This is a genomic window from Zhongshania aliphaticivorans (assembly GCF_902705875.1).
Lineage (GTDB): Bacteria > Pseudomonadota > Gammaproteobacteria > Pseudomonadales > Spongiibacteraceae > Spongiibacter > Spongiibacter aliphaticivorans_A.
On the sequence record NZ_CACSIK010000001.1, the window covers coordinates 2,123,912 to 2,145,724 of the forward strand.

The window sequence follows — 21,813 nt, forward strand, 5'->3', positions numbered from 1 at the left end:
GGCCATAACGAAACAATTAAATTAGGCCTCCGTAGCTCGGCTAGTCTCTGTTATAATGCGCGTCCAATTGCTTGCACATCAAGGCCTTAGTACTATGCAACCCATGCTGAATATCGCATTGCGCGCCGCCCGCAAAGCCGGCGACCTAATTGCGCGCGCCTCAGAACAAATCGACCGAGTCCAGGTTGAAACCAAAGGCGAAAATGATTTTGTCACCGAAATAGACCGCAAGGCCGAACAAGAAATCATTTACCATTTACAAAAAGCGTACCCTGACCACGGCTTTCTAGGTGAAGAATCAGGCCAAACAGGTAACGCCGACAGCCCTTACCAGTGGGTAATCGACCCCATTGATGGCACGACCAACTTCATTCATGGCATCCCCCATTTCGCCATCTCTATCGCCTGTGTACATCAAGGCCAAATAGAACATGCTGTGATCCTTGACCCAATACGCCGTGAAGAATTTACAGCAAGCCGTGGGCGTGGAGCCCAAGTTAATGGTCGCCGCGTACGGGTAACAATGAACGCAAGCCTTGAAGGCGCACTGATCGGCACAGGTATCCCCTTTAAAGCACACTGCGAAGAGCATATTTCTGCTTATATGAAGGGGCTAGAAGCTATTGCTAGTGAAACAGCTGGTATCCGCCGCGCTGGCGCTGCATCGCTAGACTTAGCCTACGTTGCCGCAGGACGCTTAGATGGCTTCTGGGAAATGGGACTAAGCAAGTGGGATATCGCTGCAGGAATCTTATTGGTCCGCGAGGCTGGCGGTTTAGTCAGCGACTTCAAAGGTGGTGGTGATTACTATGAAAGTGGCAACATTGTAGCCGCCAACCCAAAATGCCTAAAAGGTATTTTACAAGCTATACGGCCCCACCTAGAAAACATCCGCTAATTTTAGCATTCCAAAAAAAACCCCAATATTGATTTAATATCGGGGTTTTAAAAAACAAAATAACTAACTGCTTAAACCTCCACCGCCACTATAAACCTCACATAATGACAAGAGATCAATTTTCAGGGGCTACCCAAACAATCGGTGATAATAAGCCTAGTTAAGCACAGCAGCCTTTAACTGAACCGCCGTTTTATACCCAGGGATCATACTTCCATCTTCTAACACTATAGCTGGTGTACCGGTCACTCCCATTTGGGCGCCAAGTTGATACTCAGCCGCAATAGGATTTGTACAGGTCTTTGGATCTACCAAGCCCCCCTCTTTCAGAGCATTCATCGCTAATTTCGGATCATCAGCACACCAAGCCGACACCATTTTATCGTAAGTTGGCCCTGACAAACCGGCTCTAGGATAGCCGAGATAGCGCACCTCTATACCCATGGCATTTAACTGGGGGACCTCTTGATGTAATTTACGACAGTAGCCACAATCAACATCAGTAAAGACATATATAGCACCTTTGCTTTCACCTTCTGGGCTAAAGATAATCATGTCTTCACGCTTAACCTGTGTAAGTAGCTCCTTTCTTACCGGCTTTAGTTTTTTCTCAGCAACACTCTCAATACCTGCGGCACTAATTTCAAACATATCACCAGCAATAAAGTATTTACCGTCAGCACTTGAATACACGGTTGGACCATTATCCATTGTCACTACATAAAGACTGGGTATACCACTCGCTTCTATATTTGTAATTACAATATCCGGTCTTGTTGCCTTAAAAGAAGCCCGAATCGCCTCGTCTGCCGCCTTATCAANAATTACTGAGGCAGCCACCTGAGCAGATATTGGCAGCAACACACTCCCTAAGGCCATCACCATAAGCAGACGATTCAAAATACCCTTTATATGACTGTTCAAATAACTTCTCCAAATTCAACCAATACTAATCATTCAATTATGAACGATTATATTACGACAAGTTTCGTCTACCCTAAAATTTAGGCAAAAAAACACGACCTATCACAAATCTACACGACCATTATTTCAGCAAGAATCTTGTTTGGAAAGAAACAAGTGACAAAGCGCTTTAGCTAAATTAAACAAAGCCCACTCACAAAGCTACAACTTAAAGAGTCTCTCGCCTTTGTACCCTAAAAACAAAAAAGGCAGCCAGAGGCTGCCTTTTTTGAAACCAAGAAAAACTTACGCTTTTGCGCCCAGCTTTTCTTTAATACGCGCTGCACGACCGCTAAGTTCACGCAAGTAGTACAGTTTAGCTTGACGAACATCACCACGACGTTTTACTTGAATACTGTCAATCAATGGGCTGTAAGTTTGAAAAGTACGCTCAACACCCACACCGTGAGAGATTTTACGCACGGTAAAAGCAGAGTTAAGGGCGCGATTACGAATACCGATAACAACACCTTCGAAAGCCTGAAGACGCTCGCGAGTGCCCTCTTTCACCTTCACCTGAACGACAACAGTGTCACCGGGGCTGAAGTCCGGCAGTTCTTTGGTGGCCTGCTCTGCTTCCAGTTCGGCAATAATTTTGTTGGTGCTCATGGCATGCTCCTAAATTCTAAAGTTTATAGCTTCACAGCTAGATGTCAGTTAATCGTCAAGCTCGCGGATAAATTCCGCAAGCAGTGTATTTTGTTCGTCGCTCAACTCTACATGTTGCAGTAAATCTCTGCGACGCAACCACGTTCGACCTAGCGACTGCTTAAGGCGCCAGCGCCGTATTGCCTCATGATTCCCGCTCAACAACACACCAGGCACCGCTTTATCACGGTAATATTCTGGCCGCGTGTAATGCGGACAATCTAACAAACCGTCGGCAAATGAGTCTTGCTCCGCCGACAAATGATGCCCTAACACACCAGGCAATAATCGACTTATCCCATCAATCATTACCATGGCAGCAAGCTCACCACCACTTAATACGTAATCGCCGATAGACCACTCTTCGTCAACCTCGGCCTCTACCAAACGCTCGTCTACACCTTCATAGCGGCCCGCCAACAATACGAGCGATGATCGCTGGGCTAAGCCTAACAAGCCCTGCTGATCTAGTTGGCGCCCTTGTGGCGACAAATAAATAACCGTTGCCCCTGGTGCCACCGACGCTTTTGCAGCATGAATAGCCTGCTCCAACGGCGCCGTCATCATTACCATGCCGGGACCACCACCATAAGGTCGGTCATCTACCGTTTGGTGTCGATCCGTGGTGAAATCTCGAGGATTACAGCACGAAACATTCAACAAACCTTTTTGAACTGCGCGACCCGTTACACCGTAATCGCTCACTGCGGCAAACATCTCGGGAAATAAACTAACCACCGATATGTCCAAAAACACCGCCTCCTTAGCCCTGTTTAACTAGAACTCAGGATCCCAGTCCACCAATATCAAACCACTTTCAAGGTTGATATCTTTAATAAATTGCTCTGGCACATAAGGAATCAACCGTTCCTTATCATCCAAACTTTCCGGACACTTACCCACCACGAGAACATCATTCGAGCCGGTCTCAAGAAGCTGCTTCACTTCACCTAACAATACAGGCTCAGATACCGCGTAGACTGTCGCCACCTTTAATCCCACAAGCTGGTGCCAATAAAACTCACCACCCGTTAAGGCAGGTAATTGAGCTTCCGCTACAGACAGCTCTAGGCCACAGTAGGTCGCAGCAACGTCACGATCATCGACGCCCTTCAAATGACCGACAATCCCCTTACCATGGGCCTTGCATTCATCAAACTCTGCTCGCTGCCATTTTCCAGACTTGCAAAAATAGACATCACGATAATTAAAAAAATTACTCATGGGGTCAGTAAAGGAGTGCACCTTTACCCACCCTTTCACCCCGTATACTGCCGAAATCTTAGCAATTACGACCCGATTCTCCGGGGTAAACACAGCCACTTATGCCGCAGCTACCGCTGAGTCTTTAAGTAACTTTGCAACGCGATCAGATAATTGAGCGCCTTGAGCAACCCAGTGATCAACCCGCGCGTTATCAACGCGCAAACGCTCTTCATTACCACGAGCAATTGGGTTAAAGAAACCAACACGCTCAATAAAGCGTCCGTCACGTGAAGTGCGGCTGTCAGTAACTGTCAAATGATAAAATGGGCGCTTTTTAGAGCCGCCGCGTGCCAAACGAATAGTGACCATTCTTGTTTCATTTCCTAACATTGGGCAGGTTTTCAAACCTGCTTATCGAAAAATTCGAAGCGATTATATGACCAAGGCCATAAAGGCGCGGAATTATAAGGGAAATAGATGATATATGAAACACTTAGCGCACTTTTTCTTAGCGAATCGCGCCGATTTCACAGACCTCCAAGAAAATGCTCAATCTCTACAAAACCAAGCACCAAGGATAGCCTTTAATATCATCCAGTTAATTGGAAAAGCTAATGTACCTCCACATTACAGAGGCGGTACTGATACCCACCCCTGCAATGCAAAAGCACTCATTACATTCCAGGGAAACGCCCACCACCAGGTGGCATCATCCCACCCATACCTCGCATCATATTTGCCATCCCACCTTTTTGGCCCATCTTTTTCATCATCTTAGCCATTTGCTTATGTTGCTTTAGCAAGCGGTTTAAATCTTGAATTTCAGTACCTGAACCATTTGTGATGCGACGCTTACGTGAGCCATTTAGCAAATCAGGATTACGTCGTTCAGCAGGCGTCATGGAATTAATAATAGCCTCCATACGAGTAAACATCTTGTTATCCATTTGGCTCTGAGCCATTTGCGCCATATTGCCCACTCCCGGCAATTTGTCTAGCAACCCCTTCATGCCACCCATATTTTGCATTTGCTGCAACTGATCGCGCAGATCTTCTAAATCAAACTTTTTGCCCTTCTTGAGCTTTTTAGCCAGTTTTTCAGCTTTATCTTTATCAAGCTTAGATTCAGCCTCGTCAATAAGTGACAGCACGTCACCCATACCCAAAATACGCGACGCAATACGGTCAGGATAAAACGGATCAAGCGCATCCGTTTTTTCACCAACGCCAATAAATTTAATTGGCTTACCAGTAATATGACGAACAGACAATGCTGCACCGCCTCGGCTATCCGCATCTGCCTTGGTTAATATAACACCGGTTAGCGGCAGCGCTTCACCAAAAGCCTTTGCGGTATTAGCCGCGTCCTGCCCTGTCATTGCATCAACAACAAATAAGGTTTCTATAGGTTTAATCGCCGCATGTAGATCCTTTATCTCGGTCATCATGTCAGCATCAATATGCAAACGACCCGCAGTATCGACAATAACCACATCATAAAAGCGTAATTTCGCCTCAGCGATGGCGGCATTCGCAATATCAACAGGCTTCTGCTCTATATTACTGGGGAAAAAGCCCGCACCTATATCTGCCGCCAATGTCTCAAGCTGCTTGATAGCGGCAGGGCGATAAATATCGGCACTAACAACCAACACTTTCTTTTTTTGCTTTTCTTGGAGAAATTTCGCCAATTTAGCAACAGAGGTGGTTTTACCTGCACCTTGCAAACCAGCCATTAACATCACAGCAGGCGGCTGCGTCGCCAAATTTAAGGTCTCATTTTGAGTACCCATAATTCGCTCCAGCTCCTGCTGGACGATTTTAATAAACATTTGCCCCGGACTTAAACTCTTGCTGACCTCTTGCCCGACAGCCCTAGCCTTTACCGCATCAACAAAATCTTTAACAACCGGCAGCGCCACATCCGCCTCTAGCAAGGCCATACGCACATCACGCATCGCATCGGCGATATTATCCTCACTCAACCGCGCCTGTCCGGTAACATGGCGTAAGGTCTGGGATAGACGTTCGGTTAAATTCTCAAACATGCGCAAACTCTCTGAAATCTATAAGTGATTAAGATGAAAATACGGTTCGTGTCGACATACTATTACGAACCCGCTTACAATCTGGACGCTGAGCACAACAAATCAAGGTATGCTCAAAACAATGCAGCAGTATAACTGAGTCATCATCCATACCCAACGCTCAGTACACACAAACGGATATAACGGCCACACTAACCAATGAATTTATACACTAGCATCGCAGCCATTATTTTCTACGCCATTGCAACCAGCATGCAATACCGAGCGCTGAATCGCCACTTAAGTAAAGCCAGCCTCATGACGGGGCTCGCTGCCTCACTCTGCCACGCAATGGCCGCCTTTACCGCGATTAACACCGAAAACGGCATGGATTTAGGTGTTATCCAAGTACTATCGCTTATCACTTGGTTAATCTGCCTTATTATACTTTTCGCTAGCATGCACAGACCGCTTCACAGCCTGCTTATTCCTTTATTCCCTCTAGCTGCCATCAGTCTAATAGCAGAAATATTTATCCCTGAGCGCCAGCAATTACTGCAACATCAGCCATTAGGCGTGCTTTGCCATATTCTACTCTCTATTTTGGCTTACAGCGTGCTAACCATCGCCGCCACTCAGGCAATAGTGCTTGCACTTCAAGACAGAATGCTGCGCGAACACCACTTAAAGGGCCTCCCCAGTATTTTACCGCCCTTACAAACCATGGAAGCCATGTTGTTCGAATTAATTTGGGCTGGCTTTCTATTGCTAACCTTAGCAATTGTAACCGGGGGAATTTACGTTGATGACCTACTTGCCCAGCACTTAATCCACAAGACCGTTTTTTCAGTACTATCTTGGGTGTTACTGGCCATTCTACTTTGCGGTCGTGTAGCGCTGGGGTGGCGTGGAAAAGTAGCAATCCGCTGGACGCTTTGGGCGTTTGCCTGCTTATTACTGGGTTATCTCGGTACTAAAATCGCACTATCAATTATTGTGTAATATACCAGTAGTCAATATTACGCTTGTCGCAGCCTCGTTTTTTAGTCAAGATTAGCGCTTATTTTAGCAACTATGGGTTTTGGGCTTTTTGAACGAGGCACCGCTGGGTCTTCTTTTTGGTATTTTAGCTACATTAATTGTCCTGTCCGGTTTTTTCTCTGGGTCAGAAACTGGCATGATGTCCCTTAATCGATATCGCCTTCGTCACCGCGCAAAGTCTGGCCATCGCGGGGCAAAGCGCGCCTCTAAACTGCTGGAGCAACCAGACAGTCTAATCAGCACCATTCTCATTGGTAATAATTTAGTTAACAATTTAGCTGCCGCGATTGCGACGATTCTCGCCATTAGACTGTATGGTGATAATGCGGTAGTACCAGCGTCGATACTCCTTACCCTAGTCTTCCTCATCTTTGCTGAAATCATCCCCAAAACCATCGCGGCCTATAAATCAGAAGCTGTGGCCTACACTGTTAGCCACGTGTTACTGCCGTTAAAGTCAATTATGTTTCCCGTTATTTGGCTAGTCAGCCACGTCACACAGTTTGTACTTAAGCTTACGCGAATAGAAAAAAATGATGGATCGGAGCATATTGGCCTAGATGAGCTTCGTACCATTGTTGGCGAAGCTGGGCACTTAATTCCCAAGCATCATAAGGGGATGTTAATGAACATCCTCGACCTCGAACAAGTTACCGTGGATGACATTATGATTCCCCGTAATGAGGTTTTCGGCATTGACGCCGACGCCGATACCGACACTATTATTCGCAAATTACGAGATGCCGAATTCACACGAATTCCGGTATACCAAAATGATATCGACAACATCGTCGGCATTTTGCATCAACGCGATATCATTAGCAGTGTTGACGCTCAGGGCCGCGTTCAACGCGATGCATTAATGCAGGCGGTTAGGACTCCTTATTTTATACCGGAAGGCACACCACTCAATACCCAGCTTTTTAATTTTCAAAAGCAAAAACGCCGGCTTGGTATTGTTGTAGATGAATACGGCGTTATGCAGGGCATCGTTACCCTAGAAGATTTACTTGAAGAAATTGTCGGTGAATTTACCTCTAATCTCAGCACAAACCCTGAAGACATCATCCATCAATCTGATGGTAGCTACCTTGTCGATGGCACCACAACGATTCGCGATATTAATAAAAGCATGAAATGGGACCTGCCAACCGATGGCCCCAAAACACTGAACGGCCTGCTATTAGAAAAGCTTGAATCATTCCCCGAAGGGTCGGTAGGCCTTACCATCAATCAATATAACTTTGAAATTTTAGAGATGAAAGGGAATCTAATTCAGTCCGTACGTGCCTACAGCAAAGCAAAAAGCCGGCGCTAATTCCGGCTTTTTTGCACCAAGCCCACAACTACCCGAAATCGCCATACCGGCTACGACATCGCTGGTTAGCCAGTATGATCACTTCACGTTTACGAGCGTTATCCATCTCGGACCAGTCACCAATTTCGTTAACTGTACGATAACAGCCGGTACACACATCATCCTCATCCAAAGCACAAACGGATACACAAGGTGAGGCTACAGGCTTATCATTGACCTTATTCACAGGCTATCCTGTGGCTTTAACTCTGCAGCAAAGCGATGACCATTCTCAACATAATGTGCGGCCGACAACATCAACGCCTCTTGCTCTTCCGCACTCAAGTTGCGGCGGATTTTTGCCGGTGCGCCAAGCACCATCGAACCATCTGGTATCACCATACCCTCTGTGACCAATGCATTTGCACCAATCAAACAGCCTTTGCCAATTTTAGCGCCATTAAGCACGACCGCGTTAATCCCGATCAAACTTCCTTGGCCAATCGTACAGCCATGAAGCATCACCTTGTGACCAATAGTGACGTCTTCACCAATGTGCATTGGGTAACCCGCGTCCGTATGCAATACCGAACCATCCTGAATATTACTACGTGCCCCAACAACGATATCGTCGACATCACCACGAATAACCACATTGAACCAAACACTCGCGTTTTCTTTTAACACCACAGAGCCAATCAAAGTGGCATTATCTGCAATAAAATGGCCACTACCTTCAAGCTGCACACGGCGCTCACCAAGCTGATATAACATGCATTCCCCCTTAAGAGCCCTCAATAGGCCTCGCTTAAATCACTTCAAGCTTGTAAATTTCATAAGCTGGCTCCTCATAAGGGTGTGCTTTTTTCAATGCAGCCACTACCCCATGAATAAAATCTTTCTCACACAATGTTTCTACTCTAAATTCATCAACGATCTCTAGCTTCCCATGGCTGCCAACAAACGGCTGACTGCCCTTTAAAGGTAGGAATTGCCCCTGGCCAAGCACCTGCCAACTGCAACTCTCATACTCACCCTGTCCACCAGCACCGGCATCAAACACTGCCCGCTTCACCGCCTCACAATGAGACACGGGCACAAAGAACACCAGCTTATACATCAGCCCTACCATCTTGCTCGCGATAAAACTCCTCAGCAAATTCAGCTAGGCGCCCCTCTTCAATCGCTAGGCGAATTGCCGCCATGTGATTTTGATAATAACGAAGATTATGAATGGTATTAAGCTGCGCCCCAAGAATTTCCTTACATTTGTCTAGATGATGCAAATAAGCCCGCGAGAAATTTTGACAGGTATAGCAATCACATTTTTCATCAAGTGGCGCATCACTATAACGATGAATGGCATTGCGAATTTTGATTACCCCTGTAGATGTAAATAAATGACCATTACGTGCATTGCGCGTTGGCATTACACAGTCAAACATATCAACACCACGCATAACTGCTTCTAAGATATCCGAAGGCTTACCCACCCCCATCAAATATCTGGGCTTTTCTGTCGGCATATCCTCGGCAAGACAATCTAAGACTTTTAACATTTCATCTTTTGGCTCACCAACAGAAAGTCCGCCAATAGCAAAGCCATCAAAATCAATATCTTTCAAACCCTGCAAAGACTGCTGACGCAATTCCGGATACATACCACCCTGCACAATTCCAAATAACGCAGCGTCATTACCTTGATGAGCCGCCTTACTACGAGCCGCCCAACGCAGGGATAACTCCATAGACGTTCTCGCTTCAGCTTCTGTGGCGGGATACGGTGTGCACTCATCAAAAATCATCACAATATCAGCGCCCAAATCGCGCTGAATCTGCATAGATGTTTCAGGGTCCAGATACACATCACTACCATTAACCGGCGATTTAAAGGACACCCCAGCCTCACTGATTTTTCGCAGCTTACCCAAGCTCCAAACCTGAAAACCACCTGAATCCGTCAATATCGGCCCCTGCCAACCAATAAAGTCATGCAGATCACCGTGAGCTTTAACTACCTCTGTGCCCGGCCGCAAACTAAGATGAAACGTATTACCCAAAATTATTTGAGCACCGATCCTCTTAATATCGCGCGGCAACATCCCCTTTACGGTGCCATAAGTACCAACGGGCATAAATGCAGGTGTTTCTACTTTTCCACGAGGAAAATCTAATGTTCCCCGACGAGCCAAACCATCACTAGCTTTTACTTCAAAATTCATCCGGCACTCGGCCATACCTTAAATTCCTATCTCTAAACATCACTAGACGGGAACACCAACATGGCATCGCCGTAACTAAAAAATCTATATTGCTCAACAACCGCTTGCCGATATGCTGCCAACACCGCATCGCGACTTGAAAAGGCACTAATTAACATAATTAGCGTGGACTCGGGTAAATGGAAATTAGTCACAATGGCATCAACACTACGAAACTGATAACCAGGATAGATAAATATTCGACTATCCCCCGAAAAGGCGGCTATATCTCCAGACTGAGAAGCAGACTCTAAGCTTCTGACACTGGTTGTACCCACTGCAACAACACGACCACCTCGTGCCCGTGTCGCGCGCACCTGCTCACATACCGCTTCACTCACCTCAATATATTCGGCATGCATTTGGTGATCACGAATATCGTCTGCACGAACCGGTTGAAACGTTCCAGCGCCAACATGAAGCGTTACAAAAGCAATTTCCACCCCTTTGTCACGACATGCCTGTATTAAAGAATCAGTAAAATGCAAACCTGCTGTTGGCGCAGCAACGGCACCCGATCGAGTCGCATAAACAGTCTGATAACGCTCTCGATCATCTGCCGCATCCTCTCGCTCAATATACGGCGGCAAAGGCATATGGCCAATCCGATCCAAGACCTCTAATACCGGCGATGCAAACTGCAATTCAAACAAAGCCCCCTGTCGCCCACCTACCGTCACAACATCGTTACCGGCATCAACCTCCGCACTGGCACATAAATGTAACTCAGCACCGGCTCGCGGCGATTTACTTGAGCGTACATGAGCCAATACATTGTGCTCATCCACCAAGCGCTCAACCAATATTTCTATACGACCACCCGTCGCTTTAAGGCCAAATAAACGCGCAGGGATAACTCGCGTGTTATTAAAAACCAATAAATCCCCTGCCCGCAGGTAAGAAGGTAAATCCTTAAACTGTCGATGTTCGCAGCGCTGATTTTCATCAAGCACTAACAGGCGACTACCGTCGCGTTCAGGCATAGGGTGGTATGCTATTAAGCTATCAGGAAGCTCAAAATTAAAATCGCTGCGCCGCATAATCTCTGATTTCAACCGGAAGGGCGCAAGATTAGCGGAAAATCCCAGCAGACTCCACCAGAGCAGGTTAATCTTTAACCAGCTTTCAGCACTTTATCAAATAAAATACCGCTGTCGATTGACCCCACAGAAAAGCTTGTTATAATCGCGCCCCACTTACATGCCAGTGTGGTGAAATTGGTAGACACGCTAGATTCAAAATCTGGTTCCCTCGGGAGTGGCGGTTCGAGTCCGCCCACTGGTACCATGTAAGTGCAGCAAAAAAACCTTCCCCGTAAAAGTAGTTAACACCATTCCTCCAAGTTTTGAATATAGTGATAGTCATCTTGGACAGACACGCCTAAACAAAACTTACCTACATATATCACTCAAAACAACCTGATAGAGAGCCTAGGTTTTTGGGTCTCTTGAGTTTAATAAAATGTTGCATTTTCATCTCAATTACACCGCCCCATAACTACTCATTCAAAAGCCAATCGACAATGCTCATTTTCAATAGGTAAGCTACATCACACCAATGTCTTGCCAAGACATGCTTTCTGGACTCTTTTCCATTATTGAGCATTGATGCAATGCTGCCAGTTTCTCCCACATGATGTACGACGTAACATAGCTTTGGAAACAGATACCCCATAGAGCAGCTGGAAAATGGCCAATACTCTCAGGACTTTTTAAAACCAAACAGACCTTCCGAGCGTGGTTTTGCACCGAGAGTCAATAACTGCTTTTGCCCATCGCGATCTCCCAGACTTCGGTAGAAAATTAAAATAAACATTAGATTATCGGCTCAAGCAGTTGAAGCTCAGCCTGCAAGGCTGAATAGCACATAACCCCTAAACTGTTGCGCCAAGAAGCCATCAAACAAGCTTCGCCAACTAACTGACTTTATTCAATTTTATCTAATCACGTGGTATTATTCGGAATTATGTCCTCGTAGCTCAGCTGGATAGAGCATTCGCCTCCTAGTTGTATAAAAATTGGGCACCTCATTGGAAACATTGGGTGTGAATCTACTCAAACTCAGGGAAACCTTAGCGAGTCACTCGTTGACACGCTGGCAATCCTGAGCGAAGCCATCCTAACAGGTGGAACGTGCAGAGACTTGACGGGTAGCACCTACCGACAATCTAAATATTGTCTATGGTGAAGAGAAAGTCCAGACCACAAACAACATGTGTTGGTAACGAAAGTTATAGTGGTATGAAGTGAAAGGTCATGCGTTCGAATCGCATCGGGGACACCATGATTCACCAAAATAGCATCAGTGCTTTTTTCAGCTCTACAACATTAATGGAAAACGATACTCATCAGACCCAGTTAATCATTCCATCCGCTCTGAACCCACACGCCTAGCCAATCATAAGAACCAAAAGAATAACGGTATAGGGGATATTTTGGATTTAGGCTTACCATCAAGCTCCTACAGAGCAATCCTACGCTCAAGGCCTTGTAACTGCTATTATTGGCAAAGCCCCAAAATACAGCCAATAACACATCGCCAGCATTCAAATGAGCAGATAAGTGAATGAGCAGCATTTCATCAATGCGCAATATCTCGGTTGCCAATTATTTCCTTGATGCCGTACTGTGCAAAGCACAAGCCCGCGGGCTAAATACTGAGAAAATGCTCTCCACTGCCGGCGTATCTCCCGAGCTATTAAGCCAAAGCAATGCGCGCGTTTCTGCGGTTAATTTCGGTCGTTTACAATCACTTGTTATGCGTGAGCTCGGCGATGAATTCTTGGGTTACGGGCCGTCCCGCTATGTCATTGGGACATGGACAAATATGTGCCACTCCGTTATTCACTGCGCCACGCTGGGCCATGTGGCAGCAAGGTATTGCCGCTTTTATCAGATGTTTGAGTGGGGGCTACAACCCCACTTTGAAATGAGCGGTGACTGCGCCAGAGTCGTTATTAGCCCAGGCAATACCGATAAGCCAATTGATCTCTATGGCTATGAACTCATTATGTTTAATGTTCATCGCTTTTTAAGCTGGATGGTGAGGCAACACTTACCCCTTATTGCCGTCAATTTATCCTACCCTCCTCCTGAGCACGCCCAAGAATACCGCCACCTCTTTTTAGGCCAAGCGGTTTTCTTTAACCAACCCCGCACCGAGATCGTTTTTCATCGCAGCCTGACCGACTTACCCGTCGAGCAAACTGCGCAGTCCCTGCAACGGTTTTTACAACACCCCAGTTTGGTCATGCTGGTTCAGCAATATAAGGAAAAAAGTTGGACAGCACAGATAAGAATGATCGTAAACAAACACTTGATTGATACACCGGGCATAGAGACCATAGCCCAACAACTGCATCTTCACCCACAGACATTACGCCGGCGCCTTGCTCAAGAGGGAACCACTTTCAATGAAGTAAAAACCCAGTGCCGCTACGACACCGCGCTTTACCACCTTGGCCGCTCTAATATTTCTATTGAAAGCATTGCGCAACGCACGGGTTTTTCAGAACCCAGTGCGTTTATCCGCGCCTTCAAAAACTGGACAGGTATGACGCCGCAGCACTACCGGCGCCGCATGTAAAACCACTCTCTATGAGAAACGTACTATATTCTGTGGCGCATGATGGCTGACCGTCACTTGACGACCAACAACCTCGTCGTCTCCAGCCAATATCGCAAATGCATCATGGTCATCTGCAGCCGTATTAGCCAAAAATCTCCGACCATCTTCTAAGCGGCCAACCACTATACCCAGGTTAGGCACACCACGTTTATAGACCAACGTATAGGTCTCAATCGTAGCAATACCATTCGCCTCTATTACCACGTCCACCTCAGGCGTACGATCAAATGTGGATTGCATCTCTGCATCGGCATTTTGGCAGGCTACGTCTGGTGCTTGCGCAGAATACAAACCCACAGATTGCTTAGACAAAAAGCCACCATTCGCGGTAATCAAACCAAACTCCGCAGGTTGTTCGCGCAGTTTATCGGTCAAGCTTGCAATAGCATGGGTACTGTAACTATTACCCGCACCACCAAAAAACGGGAGGCCACCAGTCACTGTTAACGTCTTGTCTGTATTCCAATCTAAGCCCATAGACTCACATGCCGCCAATACCGCAATCGGGAAACAACTATAAATATCAATTACCTCAACATCTGTAATTGATTTCCCAACAGCATCAAGCACTCCGTTTAATGTCAATTTCATCGATTCGGACACGCTTAAATCAGGTCGCGCCGACACAAAGCGATCATCAACATCCGCGTAGCTGTGTAAATAAATCCACTGTGATTCAGGAATACCCAACTCCACAGCCTTATCAACAGAGCACATTAATAATGCAGCGCCCTGATTGACCGCATCTTGCGCCACCATCCATTTGGTATGTGGGTGTGCAACCCAGTAATTCTCTTCAGACACGGTATTTAAAAACTCTGCACTACGTGCCACTGGAAATTGAGAATAGGGATTATTGGCAGCCACTTCTGAGAATTTTGCAAACAAACGAGATGCCAAGGCGCGATGCTCAGTAACACTTAAACCGTGACGTGCACGCCATGCATTTTCAAACAGAGGATAAACTTGTGTTGGAAAGGTAATACCGTGTGCAATTTCATGTTCGGTAAATAGCCAATGACACCCACGGTCGTCTAGGCTGCCCTCAACTTCTTCACTCCAATCTAGTGCAAGCCCAGCACGTAATGCCTGTTTCATAATGCCGGTTGCTTCAGCTCCAGCAATCAATCCCATTGACATCTCACCGGCCGCGATTTTCTCCGCAAACTCATTAACAAAACGCTGTGGAGAATGCCCCCCTTCACGCCCGTAGATCGCCCGTTCAGGCCTCGCGCCAATACGCTTAGCGAGTGAACGCGGGACATTATTACTCATGCCGAATGGCCCAGCACCACCAGGTACAGAGTCAACAAAGCCTCTGATAAAGGCGATTGTATCAATGTGCGACACCAGATCATCGCCGGCATTGGCAGTAGTTAACGCCACCTCAGCGGCCTTAGCCGCAATATCTACCGGTGACATTGCTGAATCTACTGTCACCGCATCTCGAAATACATATTGCCCAGACGCAACCAAAATTGGGGTCAAATTAGCCACAAAACTTCCTCATCTATTGTTATTCACAGCAGTGTAACGCTAAATTTGCGCAATGAAATTGACACCAGAAAATTAACACCACGGTATCTTAGTCAACTCTAAACGGATTCCAGCACTAATAAGCCAGCCACCCCTCGCCAAAGCTTATGGTAGTAGGCTTATCAAGTAGCGATGCTGATTTAGCATTTACTCATCAACAACCCAGAAACAAGCGGCAAGCTGACCACGGTAATAAGGTAATTATGAACGACTCTGATTAGCAACAAAAACGCTAGGGCGCCAAATTGTAGCCATGCCCGCCAACATTATGAATGTGACTGGCTACCAATAAGCCTAGAAAAACTACTAGGCTACTAATATCAACATCACAAAGCAGACTACTAAAGAGACTGCAATAGATGCCCGCCGTCTACGGGCAGGGCCACCCCAGTCACAAATGAGCCCGCGCTACTCGCTAGCATCAGCAAGGGCATGGTCAACTCATCCATTTGTCCTAAACGACGCGGCGGAATTTTATTAAGATACTGAGCACCTTTATCCGACTTAAAGAAGTCCGCGTTAATCTCAGTTTCAAAATATCCTGGACATAAGGCATTTACTCTAATGTTGTGCCGCCACAACTCCTGTGCACTATTTTTTGTTAGCTGAACCACCCCAGCCTTCGCTGTCGCGTACAAAGCATTATTGGCACTGGGTTGCAAACCGAGGATGGACGCAATATTGATAATACTGCCCGCCACCTGAGATCTAATCATGCGCTCAGATGCCTCACGCGATACCCGCCACACCGCCTTTAAATTAGTATCAACGGTAAAGTCCCAATTGTCTTCAGTACTATCGACAAAGCGACTGGGCTCGGCAACACCGGCATTGTTAATTAAAATAGACACACTCCCCACCTGCGCTTGTGCAGTGTTAAATGCCGCTTTAACAGATTCGCTATCATTAACATCCATTGCCACCGCAATGGCTTTACCACCCGCTTGCGTAATATTGTTAACCAATGCCTCAAGTCTTTCCGTCCGTCTCGCCGCCGCGACTACCGTCGCGCCAAATTGAGCTAACACGGTAGCAAAGTGCGCGCCCAGACCACTTGAAGCACCTGTTACTAATGCAATTTGGCCTGATAAATCCAAGGTATTTAAAACTGACTTATTCATATTTCATAACTCTTTAAAATTATTCGCCATGCTCAATTAAAGCCACACCGAGCTCGGCTAAAGGCTCAGCTAACGCGCCATAATCCATCGCTTTCTGGCTAGAGGCATTACCGTCTAAAGCCCGTTTATAAACCCCTTGCAAGATGGCGCTGAGACGGAAAAATGAGAAGGCTAAATAGAACACCCAATGATCAATTTTCGCTATCCCTCGACGTTCACAGTACTGTTTCACATAGGTCTGTTCAGAGGGAATGCCCAGCAACTCACGATCTACCCCGCCCAAGCCCGGAATAACCGCATCACTGGGAATACGCAACTGCATACATTGGTAAGCTAAATCTGCGTAAGGGTGTCCGAGCGTGGACAATTCCCAATCTAACAGTGCTAATACTTCACTACGGTCATGGGCAAACATCATATTATCAAGCCGAAAATCACCGTGGTTGATGCAGACCAAACCGTCGTCTGTAGGGAGGTTTGTATTTAACCATTCAATGAGCTTTTCCATCGCCGGCATCACTGCCGTCTCACTCGCTCGGTACTGTTTTGTCCAACGACTAAGCTGACGCTCAAAATAATTACCCGGCTTGCCGTAGTCGCTCAACCCCACTTTCTCAACATCAACGTTGTGTAAATCTGCTAACACCTTGTTCATGGCGTCATATATGGCAGCGCGTTCAGAGGGCGACTGTTCAGGTAACGCCGCATCCCACATTATGCGACCATCAAGAAAATCCATCACATAGAACATGGAACCGATAACACTGTCATCGTCACACAAGACTCTCATTGCAGGCACAGGCACATCACTCGATGCTAGCGCCTGCATTACCCGAAACTCGCGATCTACCGCATGGGCAGATTTTAAAAGCTCACCCGGCGGCTTGCGCCTAAGCACGTATTTTCCACTCGCGGCATCAATTAAATAAGTAGGATTAGACTGCCCGCCAGCAAATTTTTCAGCACTTAACGGCCCCTTGAAGCCAGCAATGTTTGCTTCAAGATAGGCGGTCAAACTAACAACGTCTAAATCAAATGCATCTGCCATAAAAAGCTCTCACTCTGCAAAACGATCAATGATTTGTTTGCCAAGTGCCATTTGATGCACTTGATCTGGACCATCTGCTTGACGACACCAGCGGGCATAATTAAACGCTTCGGCCATAAAATAATCTTCAGTCAAGCCACCCGCGCCATGCAGCTGCATACAGCGATCAATCACATTTTGCACCAACAAAGGTACGGTGGTTTTAGTCGCGGCAATCATATCAGTGGTTTGCATTGGTCCCTGCTCATCGATTTGCTTACAGGTTTTCATAACCAATAACCGTGCCATTTCAATTTCTGAAAAACTGCGAGAAATCTCCTCTCGAACCGACTGATGCTTACTGAGTGGCCGACCAAATGTAGAGCGTGATACCGCACGTTTACACGCCAATTCCAGTGACCGCTGAGCCGCCCCCACTAAACGCATGCAATGATGCATACGACCTGGTGCCAAACGACCCTGTGCTATTTCAAAGCCGCGGCCCTCACCTAGCAACACGTTTTCTAATGGCACCCGTACATTATCAAACACAATTTCGGCGTGCCCGATAGGCGCATCATCATAGCCCAATGTTGTTAACGGTCTTACAATTGACATCCCCAAGGTATCCTTAGGAACTAACACTTGGGTTTGTTGCTTGTGACGATTGGCGTTTTCGGGATCAGTCTTGCCCATCACAATAAAGATCTTAGTGCGTTCATTCATAGCGCCAGTAATAAACCACTTACGGCCATTTAAAACCCATTCACCGCCGTCTTTCACAATGCTCAACTCAATATTAGTTGCATCACTGGACGCAACCTGCGGCTCAGTCATCGCATAAGAAGAGCGGATATAACCATTCAAAAGCGGTGTTAGCCATTTTTCTCGCTGCGCATCTGAGGCGTATTTCATGAACACCTCCATATTGCCTGTGTCAGGCGCATTACAATTAAAGACCTCTGGCGCCCACACAACTCGTCCCATTAACTCCGCAAGCGGTGCATAATCAACAAAGCTCAAACCGCCGTGCGCGCAATACTGAGGGAATTCTTCTGGACAAAATAAATTCCACAGACCGGCGTCTTTCGCTTTGGCCTTTAGTTCATCCATCAACGGTAAAATTGCAAAGCGATCTTTAGCCATGTGAAGCTGTTCAGCGTAGGCTTTTTCGTTGGGATAAATACTTTGATCCATAAATGCAGCAAGCTTTTTGTGAAGCTCTTGCGCTTTCAAACTGGGGGTAAGATCCATAATAACAACCTCAAAACAATCCTTGACGACATGGCGTCAAGATAAGTGAAAAATTAACTAGGTATAGCTAATTAAATGACGGTGTGGCGCCATCTCTAAATGCGGCACAGCATTGAACATGTTTAAGCTAAATTGCTCTCCACGAGTGAAATAACGTGTCACACCGGTATTCTTTGTCTGTAAATTACTCGCGATCATTGCGGCAACACTCAGGTTTAGCGCCTCGCGAAGCATAGCGCTCACTGGGCCGCCAGATGTCACCACCAGCACTCTGCCCTTCACGGCAGACAACGTCGCCAATATTCCTTTCACTCGCTGCTCGAATGCCGACCAAGGTTCCGCGACATTTGAGAGTTCATCGCGACTCCAAGCCAGTAATGCGAGGCGCAGAAACCGATAAAAACTTGATGCGTTAGCGAGGTCTACCGATACTCCATCTAGCTTATTGCCATACATCTCAATATAGCTGTCTACCAGACGATGAAAGTCATACTCGTTTAAGGCAGAAGTCTCTTGTGCTGCTGGCAGCGTAATAGTGGACAGTGAAAAGGCATCATGAATACCGCTCAGGGTTTCTCGGTGGCGGCGCATAGTCCCACTAAATACCGCGTCAAACTGTTGCTCAGCACCAAAAAAATACTCGCCCAATAACCGCGCTTGTTCCCACCCCACCTCGGTAAGGCGGTCATAATCATCGCTAGCAAAGGCGGCCTGCCCATGCCGAACTACAACAATCTCTGCCACTAAACTCTCCTACAATTTAATATCAGCAAAAGCGGATCATCGAAACATAGGGGATACTATAGCCGGAGCACATTCATTATTGAAATTTATTGTTTTTATCGAGCATAATAAGCATAGATTATAATCATATAGAGAACAGGCATTATGGCCAACACAAAAATAGACCTTAATCTGTTCACCGTCTTTGACGCCATCTACTCCCAGCAGAGCCTAACCCGCGCGGCAGGGGTTTTACACGTTAGCCAACCTGCGGTAAGCAGTTCACTGGCAAAATTGCGGAGTATCTTTGATGACCCCTTATTTGTACGTACCAGTGCAGGCATGACGCCCACGCCACTCGCTAGACAGCTAGTGACAACGGTTCGTGACTCATTGAAAAACCTGAACGACTGCGTTGCAAGTCGCATCCCCTTCAATCCCGCAACCGCAAAACGAACATTCCGAATACACGCCACCGAAAATGCCGAGTTGATATTACTTCCCGCACTGTTAAAACAACTTAAACAACGCGCGCCCGAAATAACATTGGAAGTCATATTTAGCGACCGACGCAAAGTTGCCTATGAAATGGCCAGTGGACACGTGCATCTTGCCGTTGACGCTCCATTATTAAGCCATCCCGAGCTCATTAGTCTGCCGCTCCAAACCGACGACCATATCTGTGTGATGCGACCTGACCATCCTCTAGCCAGGACTTGCCTAGGGATTGACGATTTCCTACAGCAAGAACACATTCACGTTTCAAGCCGCACAAAGGGGGCGGGACATGTAGATCTAGCTCTCAGGTCTATCGGTTACACCCGCAAGATCGTATTGCGTTTACAGCACTTTACTGCACTCCCCCCGCTGCTCGCTCAATCAAACTATATTGCCGCAGTACCGGCCGGCGTTACCCATCAATGGCCGCTGCACAAACAAGCCCTGCCCTTCGCCACCCCGAAATTAGAACTGCAAGTTTTTTGGCACAAAAGTGTCGAGCACGACCCTGCCATATTGTGGTTGCGGGAACTGACAATGGAAGTAGCACGGCAAAGTTAGCCAGGCGAGTTATTCAACAGCTGCTGGCTCATCCTATAACGACCAGGCGCTAAACCAAACCAGCGCTTAAACGCCTTTTGGAACGAGCTTTGATCACTAAATCCAAGCTCGGCAGAAATATCGAGTAAGGCCATATCACTTTCACCGACTAGCTGCCTAGAGCGTTGTTTACGAGCATCATCAACTAAGCTTTTAAAATTCACATCGGTATTATTCAGGCGCCGCTGCAAGGTGCGTGGTGCTAGCCCCAACTCCGCAGCCACGTTATCGAGCTTAGGAACACCTGAGGGTAAGTGGCGCAAGACACTCGCAATGACATCTTTCACAATGCGGTCTTCCATCTGCAACTTAGCAAGTTCAGCACGCGCAGTTTGCACTAAGGAGTTATAAATTCCAGTGTGGGGAAATCTGGTGGGACGATCTAAAAAATGACTATCAAACTCCACATAATTCGCACTGCAATTGTACTTTACTGGCGCTTCAAGAATACGCTCAATTTCACTTATATCTTCAGGTCCAGCATGACTAAAGCACACTTCGCGTTGATTACACCAGCGATTCAAAATCGCCTTATTTGCCCTATACAAACTCGTAAAAAAGAATTCCGCTAGATGTCTAGACACCGGTTTACGCTCTGGCACCACCCAAACTAACTGAGTTAAATCGCTGCCCAGCTCACTGAACATAACGTCGCCATGATCTATCAACAATCTCGAAAATTGAGCTACAGAATCAAAGGCCGCACGCGAGTTTGGTGCACTCATGCCAATGTAACTTACCATTCCCCAGGCAGTCGGCGAAGAATCTGCGCCCGCGTGGGCACCAAGAAAAGAGTCATCGAGCATCACACTCGCCACGTCCATAAGCACTTCAAATAAACGAAGAGGAAAACGCCCCTCCGCGGTTAAATGTTGCTCAGGTGTAAACCCTATCGCCGTAATCAGCGACTTTGCATCAACGCCGTGGTTTTCTATGTATTGAAGTAAATCAACCAAATACTCAGAGCACACTGTTGGTGTTCGCACAAACCCACCTCATTTACAATTACTTAAAAAGAGTGCAAAAAAACGTTATATGGATGTACCGCTGTTATATTTAACAATGCTTGAGAGAAAGCATAACAAG

The 21,813-nt window shown here is 46.6% G+C and carries 22 protein-coding genes and 1 tRNA gene; 6 read left to right on the forward strand and 17 right to left on the reverse strand.

From position 1 onward, the window contains the following. Nucleotides 1-94 precede the first annotated feature (94 nt). Complete coding sequence (locus tag AELLOGFF_RS09695; protein WP_159268550.1) at nucleotides 95-898, forward strand: inositol monophosphatase family protein; 804 nt, start codon at nucleotides 95-97, stop codon at nucleotides 896-898. 156 nt (nucleotides 899-1,054) lie between these two features. Here AELLOGFF_RS09695 and AELLOGFF_RS09700 read toward each other — a convergent pair whose 3' ends face one another. The 6 genes from AELLOGFF_RS09700 to ffh all read right to left on the reverse strand — a co-directional run bounded on the left by AELLOGFF_RS09700 (nucleotide 1,055) and on the right by ffh (nucleotide 5,763). Further along, complete coding sequence (locus AELLOGFF_RS09700) at nucleotides 1,055-1,822, reverse strand: thioredoxin fold domain-containing protein (protein WP_159268551.1); 768 nt, start codon at nucleotides 1,820-1,822, stop codon at nucleotides 1,055-1,057. A 285-nt stretch (nucleotides 1,823-2,107) separates the two neighbouring features. Next, entirely contained in the window at nucleotides 2,108-2,470 is a 363-nt protein-coding gene (gene rplS / locus AELLOGFF_RS09705) for a 50S ribosomal protein L19 (RefSeq protein WP_159268552.1), read from the reverse strand. Between the two features lie 48 nt (nucleotides 2,471-2,518). Then, nucleotides 2,519-3,259, reverse strand: coding sequence for a tRNA (guanosine(37)-N1)-methyltransferase TrmD (gene trmD, locus AELLOGFF_RS09710; RefSeq protein WP_159268553.1), 741 nt, complete (start codon nucleotides 3,257-3,259; stop codon nucleotides 2,519-2,521). Nucleotides 3,260-3,286: 27 nt separating this feature from the next. Then, nucleotides 3,287-3,832, reverse strand: a complete 546-nt coding sequence (gene rimM, locus AELLOGFF_RS09715) for a ribosome maturation factor RimM (RefSeq protein WP_159268554.1) — start codon at nucleotides 3,830-3,832, stop codon at nucleotides 3,287-3,289. After that, nucleotides 3,833-4,084: a 30S ribosomal protein S16 gene (rpsP, locus tag AELLOGFF_RS09720; protein WP_159268555.1), complete on the reverse strand. Its 252-nt coding sequence runs from the start codon at nucleotides 4,082-4,084 to the stop codon at nucleotides 3,833-3,835. It lies immediately after the preceding gene. Nucleotides 4,085-4,389: 305 nt separating this feature from the next. Continuing rightward, on the reverse strand, nucleotides 4,390-5,763 hold the full coding sequence (gene ffh / locus AELLOGFF_RS09725) for a signal recognition particle protein (protein ID WP_159268556.1): 1,374 nt from the start codon (nucleotides 5,761-5,763) through the stop codon (nucleotides 4,390-4,392). Nucleotides 5,764-5,961: 198 nt separating this feature from the next. Between ffh and AELLOGFF_RS09730 the strand changes: the two genes are divergently transcribed. Together AELLOGFF_RS09730 and AELLOGFF_RS09735 are read left to right on the forward strand one after the other, a co-directional pair. Beyond that, nucleotides 5,962-6,744, forward strand: a complete 783-nt coding sequence (locus tag AELLOGFF_RS09730) for a cytochrome C assembly family protein (protein WP_159268557.1) — start codon at nucleotides 5,962-5,964, stop codon at nucleotides 6,742-6,744. A gap of 88 nt (nucleotides 6,745-6,832) precedes the next feature. Next, nucleotides 6,833-8,101, forward strand: coding sequence for an HlyC/CorC family transporter (locus tag AELLOGFF_RS09735; protein WP_159268558.1), 1,269 nt, complete (start codon nucleotides 6,833-6,835; stop codon nucleotides 8,099-8,101). A 28-nt stretch (nucleotides 8,102-8,129) separates the two neighbouring features. On the opposite strand, the gene AELLOGFF_RS09740 is transcribed toward AELLOGFF_RS09735, so the two are convergent. Genes AELLOGFF_RS09740 through queA form a run of 5 tightly spaced genes read right to left on the reverse strand, consistent with a single transcriptional unit; the run spans nucleotide 8,130 to nucleotide 11,381 of the window. Next, nucleotides 8,130-8,327, reverse strand: coding sequence for a DUF1289 domain-containing protein (locus tag AELLOGFF_RS09740; RefSeq protein WP_159268559.1), 198 nt, complete (start codon nucleotides 8,325-8,327; stop codon nucleotides 8,130-8,132). Continuing rightward, entirely contained in the window at nucleotides 8,324-8,854 is a 531-nt protein-coding gene (locus tag AELLOGFF_RS09745) for a gamma carbonic anhydrase family protein (protein ID WP_159268560.1), read from the reverse strand. The genes AELLOGFF_RS09740 and AELLOGFF_RS09745 overlap by 4 nt, the downstream gene beginning before the upstream one ends. 34 nt (nucleotides 8,855-8,888) lie before the next feature. Continuing rightward, nucleotides 8,889-9,200, reverse strand: a complete 312-nt coding sequence (locus tag AELLOGFF_RS09750; protein WP_159268561.1) for an NGG1p interacting factor NIF3 — start codon at nucleotides 9,198-9,200, stop codon at nucleotides 8,889-8,891. Then, a complete protein-coding gene (gene tgt / locus AELLOGFF_RS09755) occupies nucleotides 9,193-10,317 on the reverse strand; it encodes a tRNA guanosine(34) transglycosylase Tgt (RefSeq protein WP_200842634.1) in 1,125 nt (374 codons plus the stop codon). Before tgt ends, AELLOGFF_RS09750 begins: the two co-directional genes overlap by 8 nt. Before the next feature lie 17 nt (nucleotides 10,318-10,334). Next, a complete protein-coding gene (gene queA / locus AELLOGFF_RS09760; protein WP_159268562.1) occupies nucleotides 10,335-11,381 on the reverse strand; it encodes a tRNA preQ1(34) S-adenosylmethionine ribosyltransferase-isomerase QueA in 1,047 nt (348 codons plus the stop codon). A 162-nt stretch (nucleotides 11,382-11,543) separates the two neighbouring features. On the opposite strand from queA, the gene AELLOGFF_RS09765 reads away from it, so the two are divergent. Both AELLOGFF_RS09765 and AELLOGFF_RS09770 read left to right on the forward strand, forming a co-directional pair. Beyond that, nucleotides 11,544-11,628, forward strand: a tRNA-Leu gene (locus AELLOGFF_RS09765). A gap of 1,278 nt (nucleotides 11,629-12,906) precedes the next feature. Further along, nucleotides 12,907-13,926, forward strand: a complete 1,020-nt coding sequence (locus AELLOGFF_RS09770; protein ID WP_235035653.1) for an AraC family transcriptional regulator — start codon at nucleotides 12,907-12,909, stop codon at nucleotides 13,924-13,926. Nucleotides 13,927-13,935: 9 nt separating this feature from the next. Here AELLOGFF_RS09770 and AELLOGFF_RS09775 read toward each other — a convergent pair whose 3' ends face one another. The 5 genes from AELLOGFF_RS09775 to AELLOGFF_RS09795 form a co-directional block, all read right to left on the reverse strand. Then, complete coding sequence (locus AELLOGFF_RS09775) at nucleotides 13,936-15,465, reverse strand: acetyl-CoA acetyltransferase (RefSeq protein WP_159268563.1); 1,530 nt, start codon at nucleotides 15,463-15,465, stop codon at nucleotides 13,936-13,938. A 380-nt stretch (nucleotides 15,466-15,845) separates the two neighbouring features. Further along, nucleotides 15,846-16,625: an SDR family NAD(P)-dependent oxidoreductase gene (locus AELLOGFF_RS09780; RefSeq protein ID WP_159268564.1), complete on the reverse strand. Its 780-nt coding sequence runs from the start codon at nucleotides 16,623-16,625 to the stop codon at nucleotides 15,846-15,848. A 19-nt stretch (nucleotides 16,626-16,644) separates the two neighbouring features. Continuing rightward, a complete protein-coding gene (locus AELLOGFF_RS09785; RefSeq protein ID WP_159268565.1) occupies nucleotides 16,645-17,673 on the reverse strand; it encodes a phosphotransferase family protein in 1,029 nt (342 codons plus the stop codon). Between the two features lie 9 nt (nucleotides 17,674-17,682). After that, nucleotides 17,683-18,906, reverse strand: a complete 1,224-nt coding sequence (locus AELLOGFF_RS09790; RefSeq protein WP_159268566.1) for an acyl-CoA dehydrogenase family protein — start codon at nucleotides 18,904-18,906, stop codon at nucleotides 17,683-17,685. A gap of 57 nt (nucleotides 18,907-18,963) precedes the next feature. Beyond that, nucleotides 18,964-19,650 carry a histidine phosphatase family protein gene (locus tag AELLOGFF_RS09795; RefSeq protein ID WP_159268567.1) on the reverse strand — a complete coding sequence of 229 codons (687 nt, stop codon included), beginning with the start codon at nucleotides 19,648-19,650 and terminating at the stop codon, nucleotides 18,964-18,966. 144 nt (nucleotides 19,651-19,794) lie between these two features. Here AELLOGFF_RS09795 and AELLOGFF_RS09800 point away from each other — a divergent pair, with 144 nt between their 5' ends. Further along, nucleotides 19,795-20,688: a LysR family transcriptional regulator gene (locus tag AELLOGFF_RS09800; RefSeq protein ID WP_159268568.1), complete on the forward strand. Its 894-nt coding sequence runs from the start codon at nucleotides 19,795-19,797 to the stop codon at nucleotides 20,686-20,688. Here the strand turns inward: AELLOGFF_RS09800 and AELLOGFF_RS09805 are convergent. Next, complete coding sequence (locus AELLOGFF_RS09805) at nucleotides 20,685-21,713, reverse strand: AraC family transcriptional regulator (RefSeq protein WP_159268569.1); 1,029 nt, start codon at nucleotides 21,711-21,713, stop codon at nucleotides 20,685-20,687. The two genes, AELLOGFF_RS09800 and AELLOGFF_RS09805, sit on opposite strands and share 4 nt — an antisense overlap. Nucleotides 21,714-21,813: the final 100 nt, after the last annotated feature.

Bases quoted from the DNA above. Each gene is read 5' to 3' on its own strand.
- AELLOGFF_RS09695 (WP_159268550.1), top strand. From the start codon at position 95: ATGCAACCCATGCTGAATATCGCATTGCGCGCCGCCCGCAAAGCCGGC.
- rplS (WP_159268552.1), bottom strand. From the start codon at position 2,470: ATGAGCACCAACAAAATTATTGCCGAACTGGAAGCAGAGCAGGCCACC.
- rpsP (WP_159268555.1), bottom strand. From the start codon at position 4,084: ATGGTCACTATTCGTTTGGCACGCGGCGGCTCTAAAAAGCGCCCATTT.
- ffh (WP_159268556.1), bottom strand. From the start codon at position 5,763: ATGTTTGAGAATTTAACCGAACGTCTATCCCAGACCTTACGCCATGTT.
- AELLOGFF_RS09730 (WP_159268557.1), top strand. From the start codon at position 5,962: ATGAATTTATACACTAGCATCGCAGCCATTATTTTCTACGCCATTGCA.
- AELLOGFF_RS09745 (WP_159268560.1), bottom strand. From the start codon at position 8,854: ATGTTATATCAGCTTGGTGAGCGCCGTGTGCAGCTTGAAGGTAGTGGC.
- AELLOGFF_RS09750 (WP_159268561.1), bottom strand. From the start codon at position 9,200: ATGTATAAGCTGGTGTTCTTTGTGCCCGTGTCTCATTGTGAGGCGGTG.
- tgt (WP_200842634.1), bottom strand. From the start codon at position 10,317: ATGGCCGAGTGCCGGATGAATTTTGAAGTAAAAGCTAGTGATGGTTTG.
- queA (WP_159268562.1), bottom strand. From the start codon at position 11,381: ATGCGGCGCAGCGATTTTAATTTTGAGCTTCCTGATAGCTTAATAGCA.
- AELLOGFF_RS09770 (WP_235035653.1), top strand. From the start codon at position 12,907: ATGAGCAGCATTTCATCAATGCGCAATATCTCGGTTGCCAATTATTTC.
- AELLOGFF_RS09780 (WP_159268564.1), bottom strand. From the start codon at position 16,625: ATGAATAAGTCAGTTTTAAATACCTTGGATTTATCAGGCCAAATTGCA.
- AELLOGFF_RS09785 (WP_159268565.1), bottom strand. From the start codon at position 17,673: ATGGCAGATGCATTTGATTTAGACGTTGTTAGTTTGACCGCCTATCTT.
- AELLOGFF_RS09790 (WP_159268566.1), bottom strand. From the start codon at position 18,906: ATGGATCTTACCCCCAGTTTGAAAGCGCAAGAGCTTCACAAAAAGCTT.
- AELLOGFF_RS09800 (WP_159268568.1), top strand. From the start codon at position 19,795: ATGGCCAACACAAAAATAGACCTTAATCTGTTCACCGTCTTTGACGCC.